18 protein-coding genes are annotated in these 20,932 nt (G+C 65.4%); 7 read left to right on the forward strand and 11 right to left on the reverse strand.

Annotated elements, in window-relative coordinates; all coding sequences use genetic code 11:
• Window positions 1–19 precede the first annotated feature (19 nt).
• Window positions 20–880 (reverse strand): dienelactone hydrolase family protein, encoded by an 861-nt coding sequence (locus ACFI9K_RS05010; RefSeq protein WP_462662495.1) that lies wholly within the window; start codon window positions 878–880, stop codon window positions 20–22.
• A 99-nt stretch (window positions 881–979) separates the two neighbouring features.
• Between ACFI9K_RS05010 and glmS the strand changes: the two genes are divergently transcribed.
• The 5 genes from glmS (at window position 980) to tsaE (ending at window position 7,076) form a co-directional block, all read left to right on the forward strand.
• Complete coding sequence (glmS, locus tag ACFI9K_RS05015) at window positions 980–2,842, forward strand: glutamine--fructose-6-phosphate transaminase (isomerizing) (protein ID WP_462662496.1); 1,863 nt, start codon at window positions 980–982, stop codon at window positions 2,840–2,842.
• Window positions 2,843–2,850: 8 nt separating this feature from the next.
• Window positions 2,851–4,293 (forward strand): NAD(P)H-hydrate dehydratase, encoded by a 1,443-nt coding sequence (locus ACFI9K_RS05020; protein ID WP_462662497.1) that lies wholly within the window; start codon window positions 2,851–2,853, stop codon window positions 4,291–4,293.
• An 85-nt stretch (window positions 4,294–4,378) separates the two neighbouring features.
• A complete protein-coding gene (gene alr, locus ACFI9K_RS05025) occupies window positions 4,379–5,551 on the forward strand; it encodes an alanine racemase (protein ID WP_462662498.1) in 1,173 nt (390 codons plus the stop codon).
• Window positions 5,552–5,554: 3 nt separating this feature from the next.
• Complete coding sequence (locus ACFI9K_RS05030; protein WP_462662499.1) at window positions 5,555–6,574, forward strand: alpha/beta fold hydrolase; 1,020 nt, start codon at window positions 5,555–5,557, stop codon at window positions 6,572–6,574.
• Window positions 6,567–7,076, forward strand: a complete 510-nt coding sequence (gene tsaE, locus ACFI9K_RS05035; protein ID WP_462662500.1) for a tRNA (adenosine(37)-N6)-threonylcarbamoyltransferase complex ATPase subunit type 1 TsaE — start codon at window positions 6,567–6,569, stop codon at window positions 7,074–7,076. Before ACFI9K_RS05030 ends, tsaE begins: the two co-directional genes overlap by 8 nt.
• Here tsaE and ACFI9K_RS05040 read toward each other — a convergent pair.
• The 9 genes from ACFI9K_RS05040 to ACFI9K_RS05080 all read right to left on the reverse strand — a co-directional run bounded on the left by ACFI9K_RS05040 (window position 7,057) and on the right by ACFI9K_RS05080 (window position 17,319).
• Window positions 7,057–7,584, reverse strand: coding sequence for an RNA polymerase sigma factor (locus ACFI9K_RS05040; RefSeq protein ID WP_462662501.1), 528 nt, complete (start codon window positions 7,582–7,584; stop codon window positions 7,057–7,059). The two genes, tsaE and ACFI9K_RS05040, sit on opposite strands and share 20 nt — an antisense overlap.
• Window positions 7,585–7,695: 111 nt before the next feature.
• Window positions 7,696–8,085, reverse strand: coding sequence for a hypothetical protein (locus ACFI9K_RS05045; protein WP_462662502.1), 390 nt, complete (start codon window positions 8,083–8,085; stop codon window positions 7,696–7,698).
• A 47-nt stretch (window positions 8,086–8,132) separates the two neighbouring features.
• Entirely contained in the window at window positions 8,133–9,155 is a 1,023-nt protein-coding gene (locus ACFI9K_RS05050; RefSeq protein ID WP_462662503.1) for a C39 family peptidase, read from the reverse strand.
• 41 nt (window positions 9,156–9,196) lie between these two features.
• The gene (locus ACFI9K_RS05055; RefSeq protein WP_462662504.1) at window positions 9,197–9,955 is read right to left on the reverse strand and encodes a hypothetical protein; all 759 of its coding nucleotides are present in this window, start codon (window positions 9,953–9,955) and stop codon (window positions 9,197–9,199) included.
• 105 nt (window positions 9,956–10,060) lie between these two features.
• Window positions 10,061–11,800: an Hsp70 family protein gene (locus ACFI9K_RS05060; protein ID WP_462662505.1), complete on the reverse strand. Its 1,740-nt coding sequence runs from the start codon at window positions 11,798–11,800 to the stop codon at window positions 10,061–10,063.
• A gap of 52 nt (window positions 11,801–11,852) precedes the next feature.
• Complete coding sequence (locus ACFI9K_RS05065) at window positions 11,853–13,535, reverse strand: Hsp70 family protein (protein ID WP_462662506.1); 1,683 nt, start codon at window positions 13,533–13,535, stop codon at window positions 11,853–11,855.
• Window positions 13,532–14,977 carry a dynamin family protein gene (locus ACFI9K_RS05070; RefSeq protein WP_462662507.1) on the reverse strand — a complete coding sequence of 482 codons (1,446 nt, stop codon included), beginning with the start codon at window positions 14,975–14,977 and terminating at the stop codon, window positions 13,532–13,534. Before ACFI9K_RS05070 ends, ACFI9K_RS05065 begins: the two co-directional genes overlap by 4 nt.
• Window positions 14,978–15,442 (reverse strand): hypothetical protein, encoded by a 465-nt coding sequence (locus ACFI9K_RS05075; RefSeq protein WP_462662508.1) that lies wholly within the window; start codon window positions 15,440–15,442, stop codon window positions 14,978–14,980.
• Entirely contained in the window at window positions 15,439–17,319 is a 1,881-nt protein-coding gene (locus ACFI9K_RS05080; RefSeq protein ID WP_462662509.1) for a dynamin family protein, read from the reverse strand. The genes ACFI9K_RS05075 and ACFI9K_RS05080 overlap by 4 nt, the downstream gene beginning before the upstream one ends.
• A 192-nt stretch (window positions 17,320–17,511) precedes the next feature.
• On the opposite strand from ACFI9K_RS05080, the gene ACFI9K_RS05085 reads away from it, so the two are divergent.
• Window positions 17,512–18,744: a DUF7373 family lipoprotein gene (locus ACFI9K_RS05085; RefSeq protein ID WP_462662510.1), complete on the forward strand. Its 1,233-nt coding sequence runs from the start codon at window positions 17,512–17,514 to the stop codon at window positions 18,742–18,744.
• Between the two features lie 112 nt (window positions 18,745–18,856).
• Here the strand turns inward: ACFI9K_RS05085 and ACFI9K_RS05090 are convergent, their stop codons facing one another.
• Window positions 18,857–19,414 (reverse strand): hypothetical protein, encoded by a 558-nt coding sequence (locus ACFI9K_RS05090; protein WP_462662511.1) that lies wholly within the window; start codon window positions 19,412–19,414, stop codon window positions 18,857–18,859.
• A gap of 221 nt (window positions 19,415–19,635) precedes the next feature.
• Between ACFI9K_RS05090 and ACFI9K_RS05095 the strand changes: the two genes are divergently transcribed.
• Window positions 19,636–20,919 (forward strand): DUF7373 family lipoprotein, encoded by a 1,284-nt coding sequence (locus ACFI9K_RS05095; RefSeq protein WP_462662512.1) that lies wholly within the window; start codon window positions 19,636–19,638, stop codon window positions 20,917–20,919.
• The last annotated feature ends 13 nt before the right edge of the window (window positions 20,920–20,932 follow it).

The raw sequence follows: 20,932 nt of genomic DNA on the forward strand, positions 1-20,932 counted from the left end.
GAACAGAAGTCGAGCAGAATCAGCCCCGGCCGAGCAAGGCCTTGATGGAAGCGGACGCCTTGGGCTTGGGCTGGGCGTCGAGGGGCGCATGCGGATCGACCGCGCGGGTGCCATCGATCTCACCGGTGGATCCGGCCAGCTCCTCGTAATCGGAGTCGCCCGTCAGGTGGAACAGCAAGAACGCGGTGAGGACCGCACGGGTGCGTTGCTGGGTCTTGCGATCGGGCTTGTTGATGCCCAGTGCGCCCAGAATCCGCCGGCCCTCGACGAATCCGTCTGCCGTCGAACCGTCGACCCGTCGGAGAACGGACGGTCCGTGCCACGCCTGGGCGAGCGCGAGAGAATTATCGGTGAGGGAATCGGCGTTCGAGTTGTCTCCGACGACGAGCCCGGGAACGGTCAGTCCGGCCGCGGCGTGCTCGGACGACGGTGCCGTCGGTGCCGGGAACAGTGCGGCGACGGCTTTGATGTCCGAGCGTCGCTCGGCAGCGAGCACGGCGGTCCCGGCTCCCATCGCGTGACCGACAGTGGCGAGTTTCTCCGGATGCACGCTGATGTTGCCTGCGCCCAGGCGCACGCCGGTCATGATGTCGAGCACAGTGCCCAGGTCGGTGGCGAGTCCGCGGTGCGAAGGTACGGGGCCACGCTCGGTGTCCGGCGCCGCCACGACTAGTCCCCAGGACGCCAGGTGCTTCAGTGTCTCGGTGTAATTGCCGGGTCGGAGCATCCAGCCGTGCGCGAACGTCACCCCGGGCAGGCCGAAGCCCTCGGCAGGGGTGTAGACGACGCCGGGTTGCCCGGCCAGGGCAAGATTGCCTCGGAGCACCTTGTGCGGGCCACGCTTGGAGAGAGCAGATGCCAGCTTCTTCGGTTTCGCCACGAGAGAAGACGCTACCGAACGCGAGCCGGTGAGGGGTACGGGGACACGTGGACCCGAGCGAATGGGTCGTGCACGCCCAGCCGAGTACCCTGAATCACCATGTGCGGAATCGTGGGTTACGTCGGACACCGCCCAGCTCTGGGTGTGGTGGTCGAAGCGCTTCGGCGTATGGAATATCGGGGTTACGACTCCGCGGGTATTGCAATTCTCGACGGTGCGGGAACCACTGCCGTCGAACGCAAGGCGGGTCGGCTGGCAAATCTGGAAGCCGAACTGGACGACATCGGTACCGACACGTTCGTCGGCACAACCGGAATGGGTCACACCCGGTGGGCGACGCACGGCCGTCCTACCGACCGCAACGCGCATCCCCACCAGGACGTTTCGGGCACCGTCGCCGTGGTGCACAACGGCATCATCGAGAACTTCGGTCCGCTCCGGGCAGAACTGGAAGCTGTCGGGGTGGAGTTTCTGTCCGATACCGACACCGAGGTGGCCGTGCATCTCGTGTCGCGGGCCTACGCGGACGGCCCGACCGCGGGCGATTTCGTGGCCAGCGCCAAAGCTGTTCTGCGTCGACTCGAGGGCGCATTCACCCTGGTGTTCACGCACTCCGATCACGCCGACACGATCGTTGCGGCACGCCGGTCCACGCCGCTGGTGCTGGGCGTCGGAGCGGGCGAGATGTTCCTCGGTTCCGACGTCGCGGCATTCATCGAGCACACGCGGGACGCCGTCGAACTCGGTCAGGATCAAGTTGTCGTCATCACCGCGGACGGATACGAGATCAGTGATTTCGACGGCAACGAGGCGCAGGGACGCCCGTTCCGAATCGACTGGGATCTGGCGGCCGCCGAAAAGGGCGGTCATGACTACTTCATGCTCAAGGAGATCCAGGAGCAGCCGGCCGCAGTAGCCGATACTCTGCTCGGCCACTTCGACAACGGGCGCATCGTGCTCGACGAACAGCGACTGTCCGATCAGGAACTGCGCGACGTCGACAAAGTGTTCGTCGTGGCCTGCGGCAGCGCGTACCACTCCGGTCTGCTCGCCAAGTACGCGATCGAGCACTGGACAAGGCTGCCGGTCGAAGTGGAACTGGCGAGCGAATTCCGCTACCGCGACCCAGTTCTGGATTCATCGACTCTGGTGGTGGCCATCTCCCAGTCGGGAGAGACGGCGGACACCCTCGAAGCCGTTCGGCACGCGAAGGATCAGAAGGCACGTGTGCTGGCGGTGTGCAACACCAACGGCTCCCAGATCCCTCGCGAGGCCGACGCCGTCCTGTACACCCGGGCAGGTCCGGAGATCGGCGTCGCGTCGACCAAGGCTTTTCTCGCTCAGGTGACCGCGAACTACTTGGTCGGCCTCGCTCTGGCGCAGGCCCGCGGCACCAAGTACCCGGACGAGGTCGCCCGTGAATTCGCCGAACTCGAGGCGATGCCCGAGCTGGTGCAGCGGGTTCTCGAGACGGTCGAGCCGGTTCGGGCGCTCGCCCGAGAGCTTTCGACCGCGACGACCATTCTGTTCCTCGGTCGACACGTGGGGTACCCGGTTGCTCTGGAGGGCGCGCTCAAGCTCAAGGAGCTCGCGTACATGCACGCGGAAGGGTTCGCGGCGGGCGAGCTCAAGCACGGACCGATCGCGCTGATCGAGGACGGTGTCCCGGTCATCATCGTGATGCCCTCACCCAAGGGCCGTGCGGTGTTGCACTCGAAGATGTTGAGCAACATTCGCGAGATCCAAGCGCGTGGCGCGCGAACCGTCGTGATCGCCGAGGAGGGCGACGAGGCAGTGCGGCCGTTCGCCGACAACCTGATCGAGATACCGGCCGCGTCGACGTTGTTGCAGCCGTTGTTGTCGACGATTCCGTTGCAGGTGTTCGCCGCCGAGGTCGCCCAGGCGCGTGGTTACGACGTGGACAAGCCGCGCAACCTGGCCAAGTCCGTCACCGTCGAGTAGCGGCCGGTATGCGCGGCTACTACACACCCGAGCAGATTCGGAATGCGGAAGCGCCGCTACTGAATTCGTTGCCGGACGGTGTTCTCATGCGGCGCGCCGCCTACGGCTTGGCCACCGTGGTGGCAGCCGAACTCGCCTCCCGCACAGGCGGCGTCGCCGGGCGGCGCGTCACTGTTCTGGTGGGCTCCGGTGACAACGGCGGCGACGGTCTGTGGGCGGGCGCGTACCTACGTCGTCGGGGCGTGTCCGTGTCTGCGGTACTCGTCGACCCGGCGCGGGTGCACGCCGAAGGGCTTGCAGCCCTGCGCTCGTCGGGTGGGCGGGTGGTGACGCAGTGTGGCACGGCCGACATCGTCATCGACGCCATCGTCGGTATCTCCGGTAGCGGGCCGTTGCGACCCGCCGCAGCGGCGATCGTTCGGCAGATCACCGCCCCCGTCGTGGCCGTGGACGTGCCCAGTGGTGTGGACCCCGAGACCGGTGCGGTGTCCGGTCCGGCCGTCACCGCGGACGTGACCGTCACCTTCGGCGGCCGTAAGCCGGTACACGTTCTGGCCGTACCTCGTTGTGGCCGAATCGAATCGATCGATATCGGGCTGGCGCTTCCCGAGCCGGCGATGACGTCGTTCGAGCCGGTCGACGTCGGCCGGCTCTGGCCGATTCCGACAGCGTCGGACGACAAGTACTCGCAGGGCGTGGTGGGCATCCTGGCGGGCAGTGAAACGTATCCCGGTGCTGCGCTGCTCTGCGTCCGCGCTGCAGTGGCGGCTACCTCGGGAATGGTCAGATATGTGGGAAGTGCCGGCCCGCAGGTGGTTTCACACAGCCCCGAGGTCGTCGTCGCCCCGGATCTCGACGCAGCCGGGAGAGTTCAGGCGTGGGTGATCGGTCCAGGGTTCGGCACCGACGAGCACTCGACGGAGATCGTGCGTCTGGTCCTCGAGTCGGATCTCCCGGTCGTGTTGGACGCCGATGCTCTGACGATCCTCGCCGGTCACCGGCAGTGGGCCATCGAGCGCTCCGCACCGACGCTGCTCACCCCACACGCCGGGGAGTTCGAGCGCCTGACCGGATCACCCCCCGACCCCGACAGGGTCGCCGCGGTTCGAGACCTGGCGTCTAGCTGGGGTGTCACCGTTCTTCTCAAGGGTCGCGCGACGATCATCGCCGATCCGGACGGCACCACCGTGGTCAGCGACGCCGGGGGATCGGCTGCGTCGACGGCCGGATCCGGCGACGTTCTGTCCGGCATCCTCGGGGCCTTGCTCGCGTCGGGAATGTCGCCGTCCACCGCGGCTGCCTGCGGGGCGAGGGTCCATGCGCTCGCCGCTGCGCGTGCGGCACACGGGCCCGGCGGGGAGTTCGCCGCACCGGTGTCGGCAAGCCCGCTGTGCGCGTCCATTCCGGACGCGATCCGTACGGTGCGCTCGCTCACGGACGAATCGGGGTAGTTCTGGCTCGAGGGAACCGGGTGTGTCACGAGTTGTGCCACCCTGATCCGTCGTATCGCCGGTTCGGATGGCACTATCGGATGTTGTGAGTATCGGCTGTGGAGACGAGAGGACCGATTCGGGCGCGGTCGCGTCCGTCGACCTCGACGCCGTAGGCCACAACGTCGACGTGCTGCGGCAGTTCGCCGGCGACTCGGCTGTGATGGCGGTGATCAAGGCCGACGGATACAACCACGGTGCCGTCGAGGTCGCACGAGCTGCAATCGCTGCAGGAGCGCTGGAAATCGGCGTCACCACTATCGGCGAGGCCCTCGAACTCCGCGCAGCGGGCATCGACGTTCCCATTCTGGCGTGGCTGCATCGAACGGATTCCGATTACGACTCGGCGATTTCTGCGCGGGTGGGGATCGGGGTGTCGACGGCAGCCCAGCTCGACGCGGTGGTGGCTGCGGCGCGCCGCGTCGGTCGCGCCGCGGACCTCTCGCTCAAGATCGATACCGGACTCAACCGCAACGGGGTCGCGGAAGCAGATCTCGATCTGGTTCTCGACGCGACGGCGTCCGCCGTCGCGGAGGAAGCTGTCCGGTTGAGGGGCATGTTCTCCCACCTGGCCTGCGCCGACGAACCGGAGCATCCTGCCAACGACGCTCAAGCTCAGCGATTACGCGACGCGGTCGGCCGGGCCACCCGACGCGGAACGCCCCCCGCTGCGGTGCATTTGTCGAACTCGGCCGCCACCTTGACCAGACCCGATCTCGGTTTCGACATGGTCCGCCCGGGTATAGCCCTCTATGGTTTGTCGCCCGTGCCCCAGTTGGGGAAGTTCGATTTGCAGCCGGTGATGACCTTGTCGGCGCAGGTGGCGAACATCAAGAAGGTGAGTGCAGGTGAGTCGGTCTCGTACGGATACACCTGGACCGCCCAGGCCGACACTATGGTCGCGCTCATCGCTCTCGGATATGCCGACGGCGTTGTCCGTCGGCTCAGTGGGCGGTTCGAGGTGACGATTGCAGGTCGGCGTTTTCCTTCGGTGGGACGAGTGTGCATGGACCAGTTCGTCGTCGACCTCGGCGGCGACGGTTCGGGTGTCGCGGTCGGCGACGAGGCGTTACTCTTCGGGCCGGGGGACAGGGGAGAAGCGCACGCCCAGGATTGGGCCGATGCGCTCGACACGATCAGCTACGAGGTCGTCACCGGCATTCGTGGACGTGTTCGACGACAGTTCGTCGGCGCGCGCTCAGGGGAGGCGACGGAATAGATCATGCTGGGACTGCTGGAAAGTATTGCAATTGTGGTGCGCGAGACGGCGTTTCGGTCCAACAAGGACCCGCTGGCCACCGAGAACCTCGATCTCATGGATGCGGACCGCGGCAGTATCGTCATCGCGGACGACGGGGTTCCGTTGGCGGTACGCGAAGTCGGCCCGACCGACGCCGAGCTGACCGTGGTCTTCGTGCACGGCTACTGCCTGCGCACGTCTTCCTGGCATTTTCAACGCCGTGCGCTCGAACAGCACTGGGGTTCGATGGTTCGGATGGTCTTCTACGACCAGCGCGGCCACGGTCGTTCGGGGGTTCCGAGCCCGGAGAGTTGCACCATCGGCCAACTCGGCCTCGACCTCGATGCCGTCGTTCGCTCGGTGGTTCCCAAGGGGCGCATCGTTCTGGTCGGTCACTCGATGGGCGGAATGTCGATTCTGTCCATGGCGCGGCAACGGTCGGACATGTTGCGTCAGAGAGTCATCGGCGCTGTTCTGATTTCGACGACGGCTGCCGGCCTCGCGCAATCCGGGGTCGGTCGCAGTCTGCAGAATCCGGCGGTCGACGCATTCCGCCTCGCGGTGCGGACGTCGCCCGGTGTCGTCCAGTTCGGCCGTGGTGCCGTGCGCGCACTCATCTCGCCGGTTCTGCGAGCGGCGTCGTACGGGACCAGGGTGTCTCCACGTTTGGTGGCATTCTCCCAATCGATGATCGACGACACATCCGTTGTCACGATCGTCAACTTCCTCGAGACACTCGAGTTGCACGACGAGTCCGAGGCGCTTGTCGAATTCGAGAACATCCCGGTATCGGTGGTGTGTGGGGACGAGGATTGGATCATCCCGTTCGCCAGTTCCGAGGCGCTCGCGCAGGCTCTGCCACGTTCGGAGACAGTGCGCGTCCGGCAAGGCGGACACCTGGTGCAACTCGAGTTTCCGGAGCAGGTCAACGGCGCAATTCTGCGGCTCGTGACCCGAGCTACGGAAGCCGCAGGCAAGAAGCGGCGGTGGGGCGTTGTCTGACGAGCCGCTCGTCTTGCCTGTTTCTGCCGAGTTGGTCACTGCTGCAGACACTGCCGAGTTCGGCGCCCGGCTGGCGGGAGTTCTGGTGGCAGGCGATCTGGTGATTCTCGACGGTCCTCTGGGCGCGGGGAAGACCGCGATGACACAGGGTATTGCGGCGGGACTCGGGGTGCAGGGCCGCGTGACGTCGCCTACCTTCGTCATCGCCCGTGAGCATCGGCCCGGGCCGCGGCCGCACGGCCTACCGCCGGTTACCCTCGTGCACGTCGATGCCTACAGACTCGGCATGACCGGACAGTCGGCACTCGACGAACTCGATGCCTTGGACTTGGACACCGACCTCACCGATGCGGTGGTCGTGGTCGAGTGGGGCGAAGGGTTGGTCGAGAAGCTGACCGATGGACACATCTCCGTTCGCTTGACGCGCGATCCGGAATCCGATGTTCGACGCGTGAGCGTCCGCCGTGTCGGCGACGTGCCGGTCAGCCCGCTGCCGGCGTGAGCAGAGCCACCAACTGTGCTCGCCCCCGGCTGATTCGGCTCTTGACCGTCTGAATCCCCACCCGCTGGTGGGTGGCGATCTCCGAATACGACAGATCGGCGAACTCTCTCAGCACGATTGCTTCGCGGAAGTCTTCCGGAAGCTGGGCCAGGGCCGATCGAACAGCGTCGACGTCTGCTACCCGGTCGGCCGTGGGCGACGAGAGATCGGGCAGGTCGATTCCCTCCGGCGAATAGTCGAGCACTTCTTTGCGACGCCGGATCAACGAGAGCGACGCGTTGGCCGCGATGCGATGCAGCCACGTGCTGAACTTGGCGTCACCGCGGAATCGGTGCAGATTCTGCCAGGCCGAGGTGAGAGTGTCCTGAAGTGCATCCTCGGCGTCGTGTCGATTTCCGGTGATCTGCAGGCAGACTGCCCAGGCATGAGTGCGATGTCGACCGACCAGCTCGCCGAACGCAGCACTATCGCCCTCCCGGCACAAGGCCAACAAAGCACCGTCGTTCATACATGCTCCCCCAAACACAGGACTAGTCGGTCTGTTTGTGTTCCTGAGCTAATGGTATCGCCCGTCGGACACATCGTCTCGCCGCCCCCTGAGGCAGATCGACTCGATCGATCACAGTCCGAAACCGGAGCCGTCGCCCATGTCGATGTCGTCCGCGTCCCAGTGCCCGTCGTGGTCGGACTCGTGATCGTGCGCCGGGGTGTGATGATCACTGCCGTCCAGGTGCAATGACGAATGATCCGGCAGACCGTCGTCCGAGGGGTCGTGGCCCCCTGAGGTATCGGAATCGTCGTCGTCCGTGTCGAGCAGCAGCGCGTCCTCGGCATCGAAAACCATATCCGTGTCGTCCATGATCGGGACCATCACGTCGTCGACGGGGGGAGCCTCGGGATCGAGCGCGTGCGCCAGTGCCGCCGACCAGACATCGGCAGGTGGTGCCGGCAGGACGGCCGACCGATCGAGGCCGAGAATGTCGAAGACGCTGTCGCCGTCGCTGCTCACTTCACAATCCCTTCGTCCCTCACGAGTATGCACTCATATTCAGACAATCAGGTCAGCGGGATGAGGGCCCACGGCTTGGGGGCCAGGGCTGCGAGATCGGGATCGACCGTGGTGGTGTCGGCGAGATCCGGATCGGTCGCGTCCGCCACCAGCATTTCGTGATCGGAGTCCGCCCACGCGTTGTCGAACTCGTCGATGGAGATCTCGAATTGGTTTCCGTCCGGATTGCCCGGATCGGAGAGAATCACCACACCTCGGTCCTCGTCGATGCCGGCAACGACCAATGCGTGATCGGGCGTGTTGTCCTCGTAGGTTTCGGTACCGGGGTACCAAATCTCACCCGAGTCGACCATGGCGATGACGCCGTACCCCTCGGACAGCTTTGCTTCCAGGTCCTGCATCGAACTGTTTTCCAGATGGCACGGAACTCCCTGATCCTCCATCAGGATCTCCATGTCCGCGGACGTCATACCCATGGACGGATCGTTGTTGGGGAACAGGCCAAGTTCGAGGGCTCGATCGACCAGCTGCTGGGGGTCGGTGATGTTCAGTCCGGTGTACTCGGACACCACCTGAGCGATGGACGAGGGGCCGCAGTAGCCGTCCACCTCCTGGAAGAACCAATCGGCAGTCCACGCCGTGGGAGTGCCGTAGGAGCCGTCCTCGGGTACCGGAACACCGTCTGCGGGCGGCGGAACGTCGGCGGGCTCGGGCGCAGGAGGCGGGACATCGGCCGGCTCGGGCACGAGTGTCGGATCCGGATCGGTAGTGGGCTCGGGAACCACTGCAGGCGAGGGTGATTCCGTCGGAGGTTCGCTCAGGTCCGGGACCGAGGGATCGGGCACCCCAGGTGCGGCGTCCGGGGTCATCGTGGGCATGTCGGGCATGTCGGGTGCCGACACCGCACTCGGCGAATCGTCGTAGTCCATCGAGGGCATGGTGGGCATCGACGGTGCTGCCAGGCTGTCGCCGAGCGCGTGGTCGACGTTGTCCGAGTAGTCGTCGGTGTCCGTGACCGATGCTGCGTCGTGGTCCACGGAGGTGTCGGTGAAATCGAAGTGCTCGTTCATCTCGGTCTCTTTCGTCTGGGATCAGGAACGAACGTGGGGAATCAGGCCAGATCCGGCGTGGGATTGAAATCGCCGGACTGATCGGTGTCGATGTAGACCTCGTCCGCGTATCCGTCGCCGTCGGTGTCGACTCCGAGGTAATCGAGGGTGCCGTCGCCGTTGGTGTCGAGAAAGACGGTGTCGATCACGCCGTCCCCGTCGGTGTCGAGATCCACCTCGTCCGCCGTGCCGTCGCCGCCCAGATCGAAGATGGCGGTATCGGCTTTGCCGTCGCCGTCGGTGTCCATGCGGGTCTCGTCGGTGACACCGTCACCGTCGAGATCGGTGTCCACGATGTCGAAGCGACCATCGCCTGCACTCGACGTCTCGACTACGTCGGCCACTCCGTCTCCGTCGTAGTCGTGCAGGATCTGATCGACGGTTCCGTTGCCGTCCAGGTCGATCTGCGTGGTGTCGACGACGCCGTCGCCGTCGAGATCACGATGCGAGACATACGAATTGCTGTCGGCTGCTTCGGGTGCCGAGCTCGCGGGCTCCGGGTTCGTAGGCTCCGATTTCGCAGGTTCTGGGCTCGTGGGTTCTGGGGCAGTGGCCTCCGGCGCAGTGTCGGGGGCAGTGGCCGGTGCCGCTGGAGCCGGGGTGGAGGGCTCGGGGACGGTTGCGGCCGGCTCGTCGGTGCTCGGCTTCGCCGGCACCGTGCCCGGTTCTACGAACTTGGCGTCGTCCGGGTTGCCGGTCACCTGAGGGTTGTTCGAGGCGGGTGTGGTGGGTTCGCTCGAGGTGGGTTCCTGGGGAGGCATGGCCTGCTCCTGTTCCGTGGTGGTCTTCGCGGGCAATCGGTAGTGAGATGCGCCGATCGATCGCAATGTTCCCGCCGCGTTCGACATTCGTTCGCGACCGGCGGTTTATCGGAGCAGACCGATTGCCCGCAGAAATTCGAGCGCGTTGTCGTCGGTGGTGAAATTCGGGAATCGTGCGGACAGTCCGGTGTTCGGGTCGAAGTACTCTGCCGTACTCGTCGACGCGCCGTAACTCTTTCCGTAGACGATCTTGGAATTGCTTGCTGCGCCGTCTATTACGGTGTCACCGGGGGCGAGCGGGTAGTCGCGGATGCCTGCGAGTCGGCGCTTGACCTGTTTGACGTCGACGTACGACGTGAATGTGGGAGCGTCTCCGTAGGTTGGGTCGAACAACGGGGCGAACGTGCTCGGCGATGCGAGGGTGCAGGATGCGATCAGTCCGCCTGTGTCGGTGAAGTCGGAGTTGACGCACTTGTCGACCGCACTGTTCAGTGCGCTCGGCAGTGCCGAGCGGATGGCATCCACATCCGATGCGAACGCGGCGGCCCCACTCGAAGTGGTGGTGGTTCCGCCGGAATCCGCTGTGCTCGAGCTGTCTGCATCGTTGCCGAAGACGATGAACCCTGCGATCAGGGCTGCGATCACCACCACTGCTGCGATTGTCGAGGCCACCACGGTGCGGGCTGCCGGCCTTCGCCGGGCACCCGGCGCCGATGCCGTCTCGGCGACCGGTCTGATGGCGGGTGCTGGTTCGGTGCGGTTCGGTGCAGTTCGGTGCGCGGTGGCGATCAGTGCACCCTGCGCGACAACTGTTTTGGGGTCGTCGAGAGTGGCGATGGGGCCGAGCGCGGCGAGCCGGTCGTGCACTATCGGGACCCGTGACGACCCGCCGGTGAGGTACAGCGCAGAGAGGCGGTTGCCGACGTCGACACCGGCGTCGACCAGGGTTTGACGCGTCAGCTGCACCGCCCGCTCCACATCGTCGGCGATGAGTTCGTCGAACTCGTCGCGGGTGATGTACAGCGTTTCCTGTTGACCGTTGCCTGCAACGGTCACCGATGCCGATGGGGTCGACGACAGCAGCTCCTTGGCCCGCCGAATGGAGTCCTCGAGGCTGCGGGCCACGTGCATGGGCGCACTGCGGCGGATGAAGTCGAGTAATTCCGGGTTGCGGTCGAGTAATTGTTCGTCCACCCAACGGCGCAGCCTCGAGTCCAGCGACTTTCCGCCCAACGTGTTGTCTCCCCGCGCGGCGATCACCTCGAACGAGTGCTCGGTGGCTCGCAGAACGGCGACATCGAGTGTGCCGCCACCGAAATCGAATACCGCGATCTCGGTTCCGGGCGGCATCGCGCTCGATCGTGAGTAATAGTGCGCTGCTGCTCTGGGCTCGGACACGGTTGCAACCCTGTCGCGCGAGTAGCCCACGCGGGCCGCCGCGTCGAGCAGTATGTCGATCTCGCGGGGCGACCACGCCTCCGGATGAGTGAGGATCAAGCGATCCGGTGGAACTCCGCGCCGTATCGTGGTCGCGGCCGTGATGACCGAATGCAGTACAGCGGCTGCAGGCAGAGCCGACGGAATGTCGTAGCCGTTGACGTTGAGTACCTGTTGGCCGATGACGCGCTTGGGCGACGGCACGAATGCCGCGGGGTTGGTCTGCGCTCGGTTGATCGCCACGTCGCCGACTTCGATCGACTGCGGGGACTCGACGAACACCGCCGACGGCATCAGGTTTCCCTGGTGCGTCAACGGCACGACCTCCGCCGCGTCCGAGCCGTTGTCGGCATGTGCCGCAGCGGTATTGGAAGTACCGAAGTCGACGCTGAGCATCCAACCGGCCATTATGTGCTTACCTCGAATTCGTCTGTGGTCGATGCGGCTGCGTCGACGGAAGTCACTGGATCGTCTGTCGGCAGATGCGCCATTGGCCCTCTTCTCGACCGAAGTCGAAAGCCAGGATCTCGCCGTCCCCTTCTTCTGTACTCGGCTGACCGTCGACCGTCGCCTGCAGTCGGATCCTGGTGCTGGCCTTGTCCCCGTAGATCGACGTCCCGATGAATTCGGCGGCCGTCAGTTCGAGGTCGCCGCTCGCGCCGGTCGGGGTGGGGGAGGGAGTTGTACTCGCGCGCTTCTCCCTGTTCGCCGCGCACCAGAACGATGTCATCGCCGCATCATCGTGGGCGGCAACGGCATCGAGGTAATCGTTGGTCACCGATTCGAGTGCGGCTGTGTCGTCTTGCCCGCTCGCAGTGCTGGGCTCCGGGTCGGACGAGTCCCACGGTGCGAGGAACACTGCGGCGATCACGACAGCCACCACCGCGACCACGCCCACTGCGGCGGCCACCAGCCGACCACGACTGCGCGCTGGTGGCGTAGGGGAGGGCCTGTCGGCGACGACGGGAGCCGGTTGGGTACCCGGCGCGCGGTGAAAGTCGTGGGATCTCTCCACCGGTGCGGCTGCGCGCCGGTCCGACAGTGCCAGCAACGCTCCCTGTGCCACCACGGTCTTGGGATCGTCGAGTGTCGCGATCGGGCGACCGAGGGACCCGAGGGCGCGGTGCACCAGAGGTATTCGAGACGATCCTCCGGTGAGGTAGAGCGCGTGGACCGCAGTGCCCGTCAGCGCATGTGCTTCCGCGAGGGTGGCATGTGTCAGAGCGACCGCACGTTCGATCTCGCGCGTGATGATCGTCTCGAATTCTCCACGTGTGAGAGTCAGTATGTGTTGGCGATCGGTCCGACTGTCACCGATGGCGATGGTCGCCGACTCGGTGGACGACAGCAACTCCTTCGCGCGACGGATCGAATCGTCGAGAGTTCGGAGCGTGTGCAGTGCCGCGTCCGAACGCAGAAAGCTCAGCAATTCCGGGTTCTCGTCGTCGAGTCGACGATCGACCCACCGACGAACGGACGCATCGAGATTCTTGCCACCCAAACCGTTGTCGCCTCGGGCGGCGACGACGTCGAAGGTGCCGCGAGTCGTAGCAGACAGGACGGCGACATCGACGGTTCCGCCGCCGAAATCGAACACGGCGATCGATGTACCCGGCTCCAGAATCTCACTGCGACTGTAGAAGTGGGCAGCAGCGCGCGGCTCCGACAGTGTGGACACCGAACCCGGGCCGTAGCCGGCGCGGCTCGCAGCCTCCTCCAGTACCGCGACTTCGCGGGGAGACCACGCCTCCGGGTGGGTCAGAATCAAGTCCGATGGAGGTTGTCCTCGACGGTAGGCAGTCGCCCGATCGATCACCGACCGCAGAACGGCGGCGATCGGGACGGCGATCGGCAGCTCGAGGCCTGCAGCCCGAACGCTGCCCTGCCCAACCAGTCTCTTGGGGGAGGCGATGAAGGAAGCCGGGGCCGTCTGTGCCCGGTTGAGCGCTACATCACCGACGTCGATTCGATCCGGACCATCGACGAACACCGACGACGACATCAGGTTTCCCTGATGGGTCAGTGCCACGGCCTCGACTCCGGTGCGTCGTGCGGAGCGTTGGGCCGCAGCGGTATTCGATGTACCGAAGTCGATCGACAGAGTCCAGCCCGGAGTGGGTGCGGGGTGCGTAGGGTCGTTCATGCCGTACTCCGAATCGTGGTGTAGAGACGTAACAGTTCCCCCAGGGCGGCATCCTCGGCGGCGGTTCCGGCCGAGATGGAGCGCCCTGCAGCCCAGTCGATGCGCTCGCTCGCCACCGCGACAACCTGTGCTCGCTGGGCGTGGACGTCGAGTCCGAGACGTTCGGAATCGTTCCGCCCGGTGAGTACGCGCATCAACTCGCCCACCACCGGTGAGGAATCGTCGGCGAGAAGCATGCCGCGCAGCGCCTGGAACAGCAGTACCGGCTGCAGGGCCGGATCGCGTCGAACGGTGTCGGTGATCGCCCTGATCCGGTCCCTGAAGGTGTGCGTGAACGCCAGTGAATCCAGCTCGGTGAGAACACGACTCGCTCTGTGCAGGGTCGCGAAGTCGCGCAGCGCAGTGTGCAGCACGCCTCTGAGCGGGTCCACCCCCGACCGCGAGATCAGCCACTGGCTCAGTGCGTAGGCACCCCCCGCCGCGGCGGCTCGTCCACCGACCATGCCGTACTCGCCGATCAGGTCGAGTAGTCGATCTCTGGTCGGTGGATCGAGGGGAGCGGGGTCGTCGGATTCCAACAGGTCGAACAGTTCGAGCGCATTCAGGTGCGCCAGGCGGTGCAGTGCACGCGCATCCGCTTCGGTGACTCGACCGGTGTGGGACGTCTCGGCCAGCAGTCCGGAAATCGGAATGACGGTCGCGACGGAGGAGGCCAACGTGGCCGCCAACGTCACCGAGTGCGCCCTGGCGTGCTCTATGGGATCGACCCGGCCGAGAGCGCCCTCGCCGAAACCGTCGGCTCGGGACAGAACGCCCAGCGTGTTCAGCGGTGTGAACCCCAACTGCTGCAGGAACTTCATCTCGTCGGCGCGCGGGGTCGAGTCGAACAGAAAGATTGCGGCGTCGGCGTCGACACTGGCGGCTCGGGTCTGCTCGTAACCGTCGATGAGCGCCCGGTGTGTGGCCTTTTCGTTCTCCACAGTCAGAGTTGCCAGCCCCGGTGTGTCGATGAGCGTGACATCGGACAACGCTTCCGACGGAAGGTACCGATGCACGTACGCCACATCGGCTGCCGGAATTCCCAGGTCCGCTCGATATCCCTGTCTCAGTTCCACCGCCCGACGCTGTCCGTCCGGGGTCACGACGTCTGCGCGCGAGGGCATTCCGTTCTCGTACACGGTGACCACATTGGTGGCTTCGAGCGCCGCGGTCTCCGCGATCGGTGCACCGATGAGCGCATTGACCAAGGTCGACTTGCCGGCCTTGAGCCGGCCCACCACCACGATGCGCGGCGGACCCCACAGAATGGCACCTATCCGGTTGGCCTCCTGCACCAGATCCGGTGCCAACGCGGCAAGGCCGTGCAGTCCGCGGTCCAGCGCGGAACGCATCTCGATGTTGCGCGCGGCCAACGGTGTCGCGGACGGTTGTGGCACGTTCACCTATGCACCTGCCGACGCTGGTCCGTACACCGATACCTCGGTGTATCGAATGATGCCGCCGGGACCGGTCCACCCCGGCCGAACTGCCTCTGCGATCGTGCCCACCCGATCGGGAGTCGGCGCAGCGAGGCTGTGCACGGCTTTCTGTGAGCTCGAATCGAACGGTGTTCCGGGCTGTGCGTCCAACCGGACGACACCCACCCGGTGTAGTTCCTCGCAGATGCGATCGGTCGCCGACACCCCGTCACCCAGGTCGTGCACACCGATGAGCGCGTCGACCAGGCGGCGGTCCGGCATTCCGTCGGGAGCAGCCGAATCAGGCAGAGCGACTGCGGGATTGGATGCCGGGGAGCCGGGTACCGGTCCGCGGTCGGGGCGGGCAGACATCGAGCGAGCAAGCCAGCCGCCGAGCCCACCGAGGAGCAGGGCGGCGACGATCAGCGCCGAGGCGATCGACATGTTCACGAGTTCGTCTCGCTTTCGGTGGCGTCGAGCGTGGGCGATGCAGGGGATACCGATTCGGGGCTACGACCGGCCGACCGAACGAGCGCATTGTCTATCTCGGACATCGTGGCAGTGACGACTCTGAGGTTGTTGGACAGGCGCTTGAGAGTGGCGTCTCGTCCGGCGGCATCCAGACGCGCCGCGTCCTTGGCGTCGGACATCTGTTGTTGCACAGCATCTATGGAGGTTCGGATGTAGTCGCGATAGCGTACGACGATCTCCGGCCGCCCCAGCGCGAGCGCGGCCTCGAGCATGCGTGCGGTGCTGGCCTTGGCGCTTCCGGTCGTTTCTCGCAGCCAGTTCAACAGGTTCTGTTTGCCGGTACGCATCGCCTTGTATCCCAGGTTGACGCCGATCCAGACCACTCCGGCCACGGCTCCGACGCCGATGAGTGCGCCGAGCATCGAGGTGCCGATCATGCCCATCGACAAGATGCTGGGATCGAGCAGGCCCTGACGCTTGCTCGCCACCTCACCGGTGGTGAGCGATTCTCCGGACATCGACGCGGCGATGTTGTGCTCGATCTGTTCCCAGATTCGAGGTGACTCGAACAACGGTTCCGCGACACGGCGCAATTCGTCGAGGAACAGCCGAACCGTGCCGGTCATGGCGGCCAGGAGGTCGGCTTCGATCTCGGCGGTGAACACCTGCGGGTTCTTCCGCAGCACTTCCATTCCGGACTTGTTGATCCGTGTCGTCCACTTCGTCCGGACACGATCGAGTTCACCGTCCAGATGTGTCAGCGCTCGCTGGCGCGCCAGCGTGAGGTCGCGTCCGAGCCACTGCTCCCACTGCGCACTGGTGTCCTTGAGTTCTTGTAGCCGGTCTCGCTGAGCGGTCAACTCGGGCAACGCATTCGAGCCCTGTTTGGTGATGTCGATGTCCGCGGTGATCTTGGCGTGGACCTTGCGCAGACCTTCGAGTGCCGTACGCAAGCCGTCTCGGACGCCGCGTTCGGTGCCGTCGCCCAACCCGGCCGAGATCATCTGCCTCAGCTCGACGATTCCCGAGGACACTTCCCCGCGGTGTCGCGCCTGCTCGTCGGCCATTTCCTGCGCCACCAGCGCACGGACACTGGACACGCCGATCACGGGAACCGAACGTCGAAGGTGCTTCTGGAGCAGGCGCTTGTTCTCATCGGCCACCGCCCGCCAGCGGCGTAGGTTCTTGTCGGTCTTGCTGACGACGACGATGACGGAGTCGACCGTCGAGGCCACGTCCCGAACGAAATCCATCTCGGGTGCGGTGAGCGTGGTGCTGGCGTCGCTGACCACGACCAGAACGCTGGCCTGCTGCGCCGACTGAACGGACAGCTGTGCGGCCAGCGAATCCAATCCTCCGGACCCCGGCGTGTCGACGACGACCACATCGCCCATCGGTGAGTTCGCGACCGGGACGAGCGCGCGGGTGGGTAGCGACTGAGTCGCCGGATCCCGCACGTGCGAGCCGTTCACGGTCACCCATTCGGGTAGTTCCTCGATGCTCACTCGGCGAGTTCCACCGGGAAAGACCAGTTCGGCCGTCCCCGGCCCCCGTTCGGGTTCGGTGGGGACCAAGACCAGTGACGCGGACGTGGTCGCTTCGACTCCGACCGGTGAGACACGGCTCGACACGAGGGCATTGACCAGCGAGCTCTTGCCGCGCTTGATCTCCCCGACGACGACCACGCTCTGGCGTCGATCGACCGTGGAGGACTTCTCCTCGGCCAGCGCAGCCGTGGCCTCGAATCCGTACATCCTCAATATCTTGGTGGCCCCGGCCAGTGTCTTGGCGGTGGCAGCATCCGAGCCGGCACCGGTGCGACGCTCGGGCGATAGCGGTGTAGCGGTCTCGGGCACGTATCGGCGCTCCGTTCTTTCTCTGCGTTCGTGTGCGGTTGTCGTGCGGCGAACGACCGACGCGCATTGGACGCTCGGGGTGGTGGCTTTGTTCCCGGGCAGCTCGAAATGTGCCCAGCGGGAACAATGACACGATTCCCGGCGTCGGATCGCCGACTTCGACTCTCTCGAGAAGGGCTTACCATGCGTTCGATGTGGACACGATCGGTACTGGCGACGCTGACGGTGGTGACGCTGGTGACGGGTTGCTCCTCCGGTGGCGACGGCCCGTCGAACGGCTCGGGTCCGACGACCAGCGAAGCCGCTGCTCCCGGGGAGATCGACCCGGGTAACTTTCGCACGACACCTCAGGCACCGTTCGGGACGGTCAGCGACGAGAAACAAGGGCAAGTGATCGAGGGCCAACGGCTCGCGGAATTCGTCGTCCTGCCCAGCGAAGTAGATCCCCGTCTGTTGAACAACTACAGGCTTTCTACTGGAGCGTTCGCGGGAGCGAACTCCGTCCGAGGAGTTCTGTACACCGACGGTCAGGTCGATGTACTGGCTCGCGAGAACATGATGTTGGGTTTCTCGTCCGACGCCAGCTACCGAGTCGATGAGCCGGGGGTCGATCCGGGTACCCGAAATGCGTTGCATGTCATCGTCATGCGGTTTCCGGACCCGGAGTCCGCCGGACGCGCCGCGCAGGGGTTGATCGAGCAGTCCTACCTCCCGACCGAGTACAGCCCGGCGGCGGAGGCCACCCCCATCGACGTTCTGCCCGATACCCTCGTCTCGTCCAAGCCCACCGCACTGGGCGGTGTGTCGAGTGACTCGTTCACCGCACGGGGTGACTACGTGATCTCGGTCGACGCCGTTGCGCCCGCGGGCCAGCAGGATTGGGTGGCGCGCTCGATCGCGATCGCCGTCGACCGGCAGGGAACGTTGCTGGACCGATTTTCTCCGACCCCGTCGGACCGGTTCACCGAACTGCAGATCGACCAGGACGGAGTGTTGGTTCTGACTCTGGAACAGGACGATGACGATCGCGATCGCGACCGGCGCGCGGTGTACGGCGCTCGTGGTGCCGCGCACACGTCGACCGATTCGACGAAGACGCTCGAGGAGTTCGAGAAGTCGAACAGCGATCGGATGGCCACCGACGGAACCAACGTCTACCGATCCGCCGACGCATCCGGGGCCGCCGTCATGTACGACATGCTCAAGCAGGAATATCTCCGCATGGGGTTCGAGCCCTCGGCCGGATCACCCGGTGTACCGGACTCCAGCTGCTTCTCCAAGGACACAACGGTCGGGGTGCAGACGGCATGTCTTCTGCACAAGGATCGCTACACCGCCGAGCTGTCCACGCTCGAGGACGAGACGAAGGCCCATCGGATGACGGCGGCACAGTATCTGGTTCTCGAGACCGCAACCGGATCCTGACTTCGATCCCGCGGTAGCGCGCCACGGCAGCCCCTCGCAACGTCATCGATGCAGAACGGCCCCGGATCTGTCGATCCGGGGCTGTTCGTCGTCGAGAGTGAGGTCCGGGTGCCTACTGCGGATCGACGCGGCACACCTTCCACGTTCCATCTTCCCTCAGGTAGTCCAGGCCGAGGATGGTGCCGTCGCCGCCGCCCAGGCTGGGTGCGCCGTCGACGGTGGCACCGACCACCACTCGTGCGGTGGCGTGATCGGGCCCGTAGAAATTCTGTGTCAGCTTCTCCGCGACCACCATGTCCACCCCATCCGGGAACGGAGGGCCCGGCGGTGACTTTTCGGCCCGCTCGATCGCCTGGGCGCACCGCACGGGGGCCAGCCCTTCTCGTCCGCCGTTCGATCCGAGGATGCTCAGGTACTGCGAGGTCAGGGCATCGATGTCCTGCGCGTCTTTGTCCTGGTCGACCACGGCCGAGGGGGCGGCGGCGGTATCGACGTTCCCGGACTCGGAATCGGACAGACCAGGAATTACGATCGCCGCGGCCACGGCAGCGACCGCGATGACACCGATCGACGCTCCGACGATCAGTGCACGCTTCTTGCCGCGCCCTGCGCCGGGCTCCGGCTCGGCCGGGTTCGGTGGTGCGGGTGAATAGTGTCCGTAGTCCGTCATCGAGTTCTCCCCATCGTCATGTTCGTTCCGAAGAATCGTTCTGTGTTCGGTAGCCGATGCGCCCGGACTGCGGCCACTGCGCAGTACCGAACGATGCAGCGATCGGACGCCGACCGATCGCCGTTTGTTCCCGCGGCGGGCAATCGAATCGTTCGGTCGTCGCGGCGGGAACATTGTGGTGCGTCGCCGCGTCTGATGTCCGACGCAGCGAAAGGACAGCTATGAGAAGACGATTGGGACCCGGTGTGATCGCGGCCGCAGCAGCCCTGGCGCTGGTGGCGGGATGCGGATCGGACACCGATGGATCGACTCCCGAGGCAGTTGCCGTAGAGGCCACTGCCACCGGGGAGAATGCCGAGAGCGGGGCACCGGCAGCGGAGGGTGCGCTCGATCCCGGTGACAACAGGACATGGCCCCGGGCGGAATACGCACAGGTTCGGGACGAAACACAGGGCTACATGATCGAGGCGCAACGCCTGGCAGAGTATGTCGCCCTGCCGTCGACCATCGACTCTTCCCTGGGCAAGAATTCGACACTCGGAGTCCTGAAAGGTCCCGAGGCCACCGATTTGATCCTGCCGCAGGACGCCGTTCCGGTCCTCACCGATGCTGGGATGCTGTCCGGGTTCTCCACCGGTGGGTCCTCCGATACCGCGCCCGATTCGGCACCGGATCCCTCCGGACGCGCGTCGAGCGCCAACGTGCTGAGCATCTCGGTGCTCAGATTTCCCGACGCGGAGGCCGCCGCCGATGCCGCCCGCGGCGTACACGAGGTGTTGATCACCGAGGGCGCTCCCGACCAGTACACCGGCACACCCCGGCCGGCCGACACCGAGACCGCCATCGATGTACTTCCGGAAACCTTGGCATCGTCCAACACACAGAACGACGCGTTGTCGGTCAATACCCTGACCGCACGTGGAGACTTCGTGATCTACGTCAACGGGTACTCCGGTTCGGGTGACGAGCAGTGGGCTGCCCGAACCATCGCCCGTGCAGTCGACGAGCAAGGGACGCTGCTCGACCAGTTCCCGGCCACGCCGGTCGGGGAGTTCGACTCGTTGCCCATCGACGTCGACAAGGTCCTGATTCTGACGCTTCCGGCCGAAGAACGCACGGTCAACCAGCTCAGTGTGTACGGGGCGCGCGGACTCAAACACTTCACCGTCAGCGGCGACCTCGATGCGGTACTGGACGAGACCGGCACCGATCGCGTCGCGATCGACGACTCGATGGTCTACCGCAGCGCGGATGCAGAGGGTGCGGAGAAGCTCTACCAAGCCATGAACGACGGCGATCTCGAAGACGGAGTCTACGAGGAATCCGCACCCGCTCCCGGAGTTCCAGAATCGTCCTGCATCACCAAGGAGTCGACGACGGACACCACCATCCGGTGCCGGGTGCACGTCGGCCGCTACACCGCGATGGTCGACACGAAGGACGACGAACTGGCGGCGCACCAGCGCATCACCGCTCAATACATGATTCTCGACGCGGTCGCCTGACTCGGGTGCGCGG

The sequence above is a fragment of the Rhodococcus sp. PSi06 genome, from assembly GCF_054960675.1.

Bases quoted from the DNA above. Each gene is read 5' to 3' on its own strand.
- ACFI9K_RS05090 (WP_462662511.1), bottom strand. From the start codon at position 19,414: ATGACGGACTACGGACACTATTCACCCGCACCACCGAACCCGGCCGAG.
- ACFI9K_RS05020 (WP_462662497.1), top strand. From the start codon at position 2,851: ATGCGCGGCTACTACACACCCGAGCAGATTCGGAATGCGGAAGCGCCG.
- ACFI9K_RS05030 (WP_462662499.1), top strand. From the start codon at position 5,555: ATGCTGGGACTGCTGGAAAGTATTGCAATTGTGGTGCGCGAGACGGCG.
- glmS (WP_462662496.1), top strand. From the start codon at position 980: ATGTGCGGAATCGTGGGTTACGTCGGACACCGCCCAGCTCTGGGTGTG.
- ACFI9K_RS05095 (WP_462662512.1), top strand. From the start codon at position 19,636: ATGAGAAGACGATTGGGACCCGGTGTGATCGCGGCCGCAGCAGCCCTG.
- ACFI9K_RS05055 (WP_462662504.1), bottom strand. From the start codon at position 9,955: ATGCCTCCCCAGGAACCCACCTCGAGCGAACCCACCACACCCGCCTCG.
- ACFI9K_RS05050 (WP_462662503.1), bottom strand. From the start codon at position 9,155: ATGAACGAGCACTTCGATTTCACCGACACCTCCGTGGACCACGACGCA.
- ACFI9K_RS05065 (WP_462662506.1), bottom strand. From the start codon at position 13,535: ATGAACGACCCTACGCACCCCGCACCCACTCCGGGCTGGACTCTGTCG.
- ACFI9K_RS05060 (WP_462662505.1), bottom strand. From the start codon at position 11,800: ATGGCCGGTTGGATGCTCAGCGTCGACTTCGGTACTTCCAATACCGCT.
- ACFI9K_RS05040 (WP_462662501.1), bottom strand. From the start codon at position 7,584: ATGAACGACGGTGCTTTGTTGGCCTTGTGCCGGGAGGGCGATAGTGCT.
- ACFI9K_RS05085 (WP_462662510.1), top strand. From the start codon at position 17,512: ATGTGGACACGATCGGTACTGGCGACGCTGACGGTGGTGACGCTGGTG.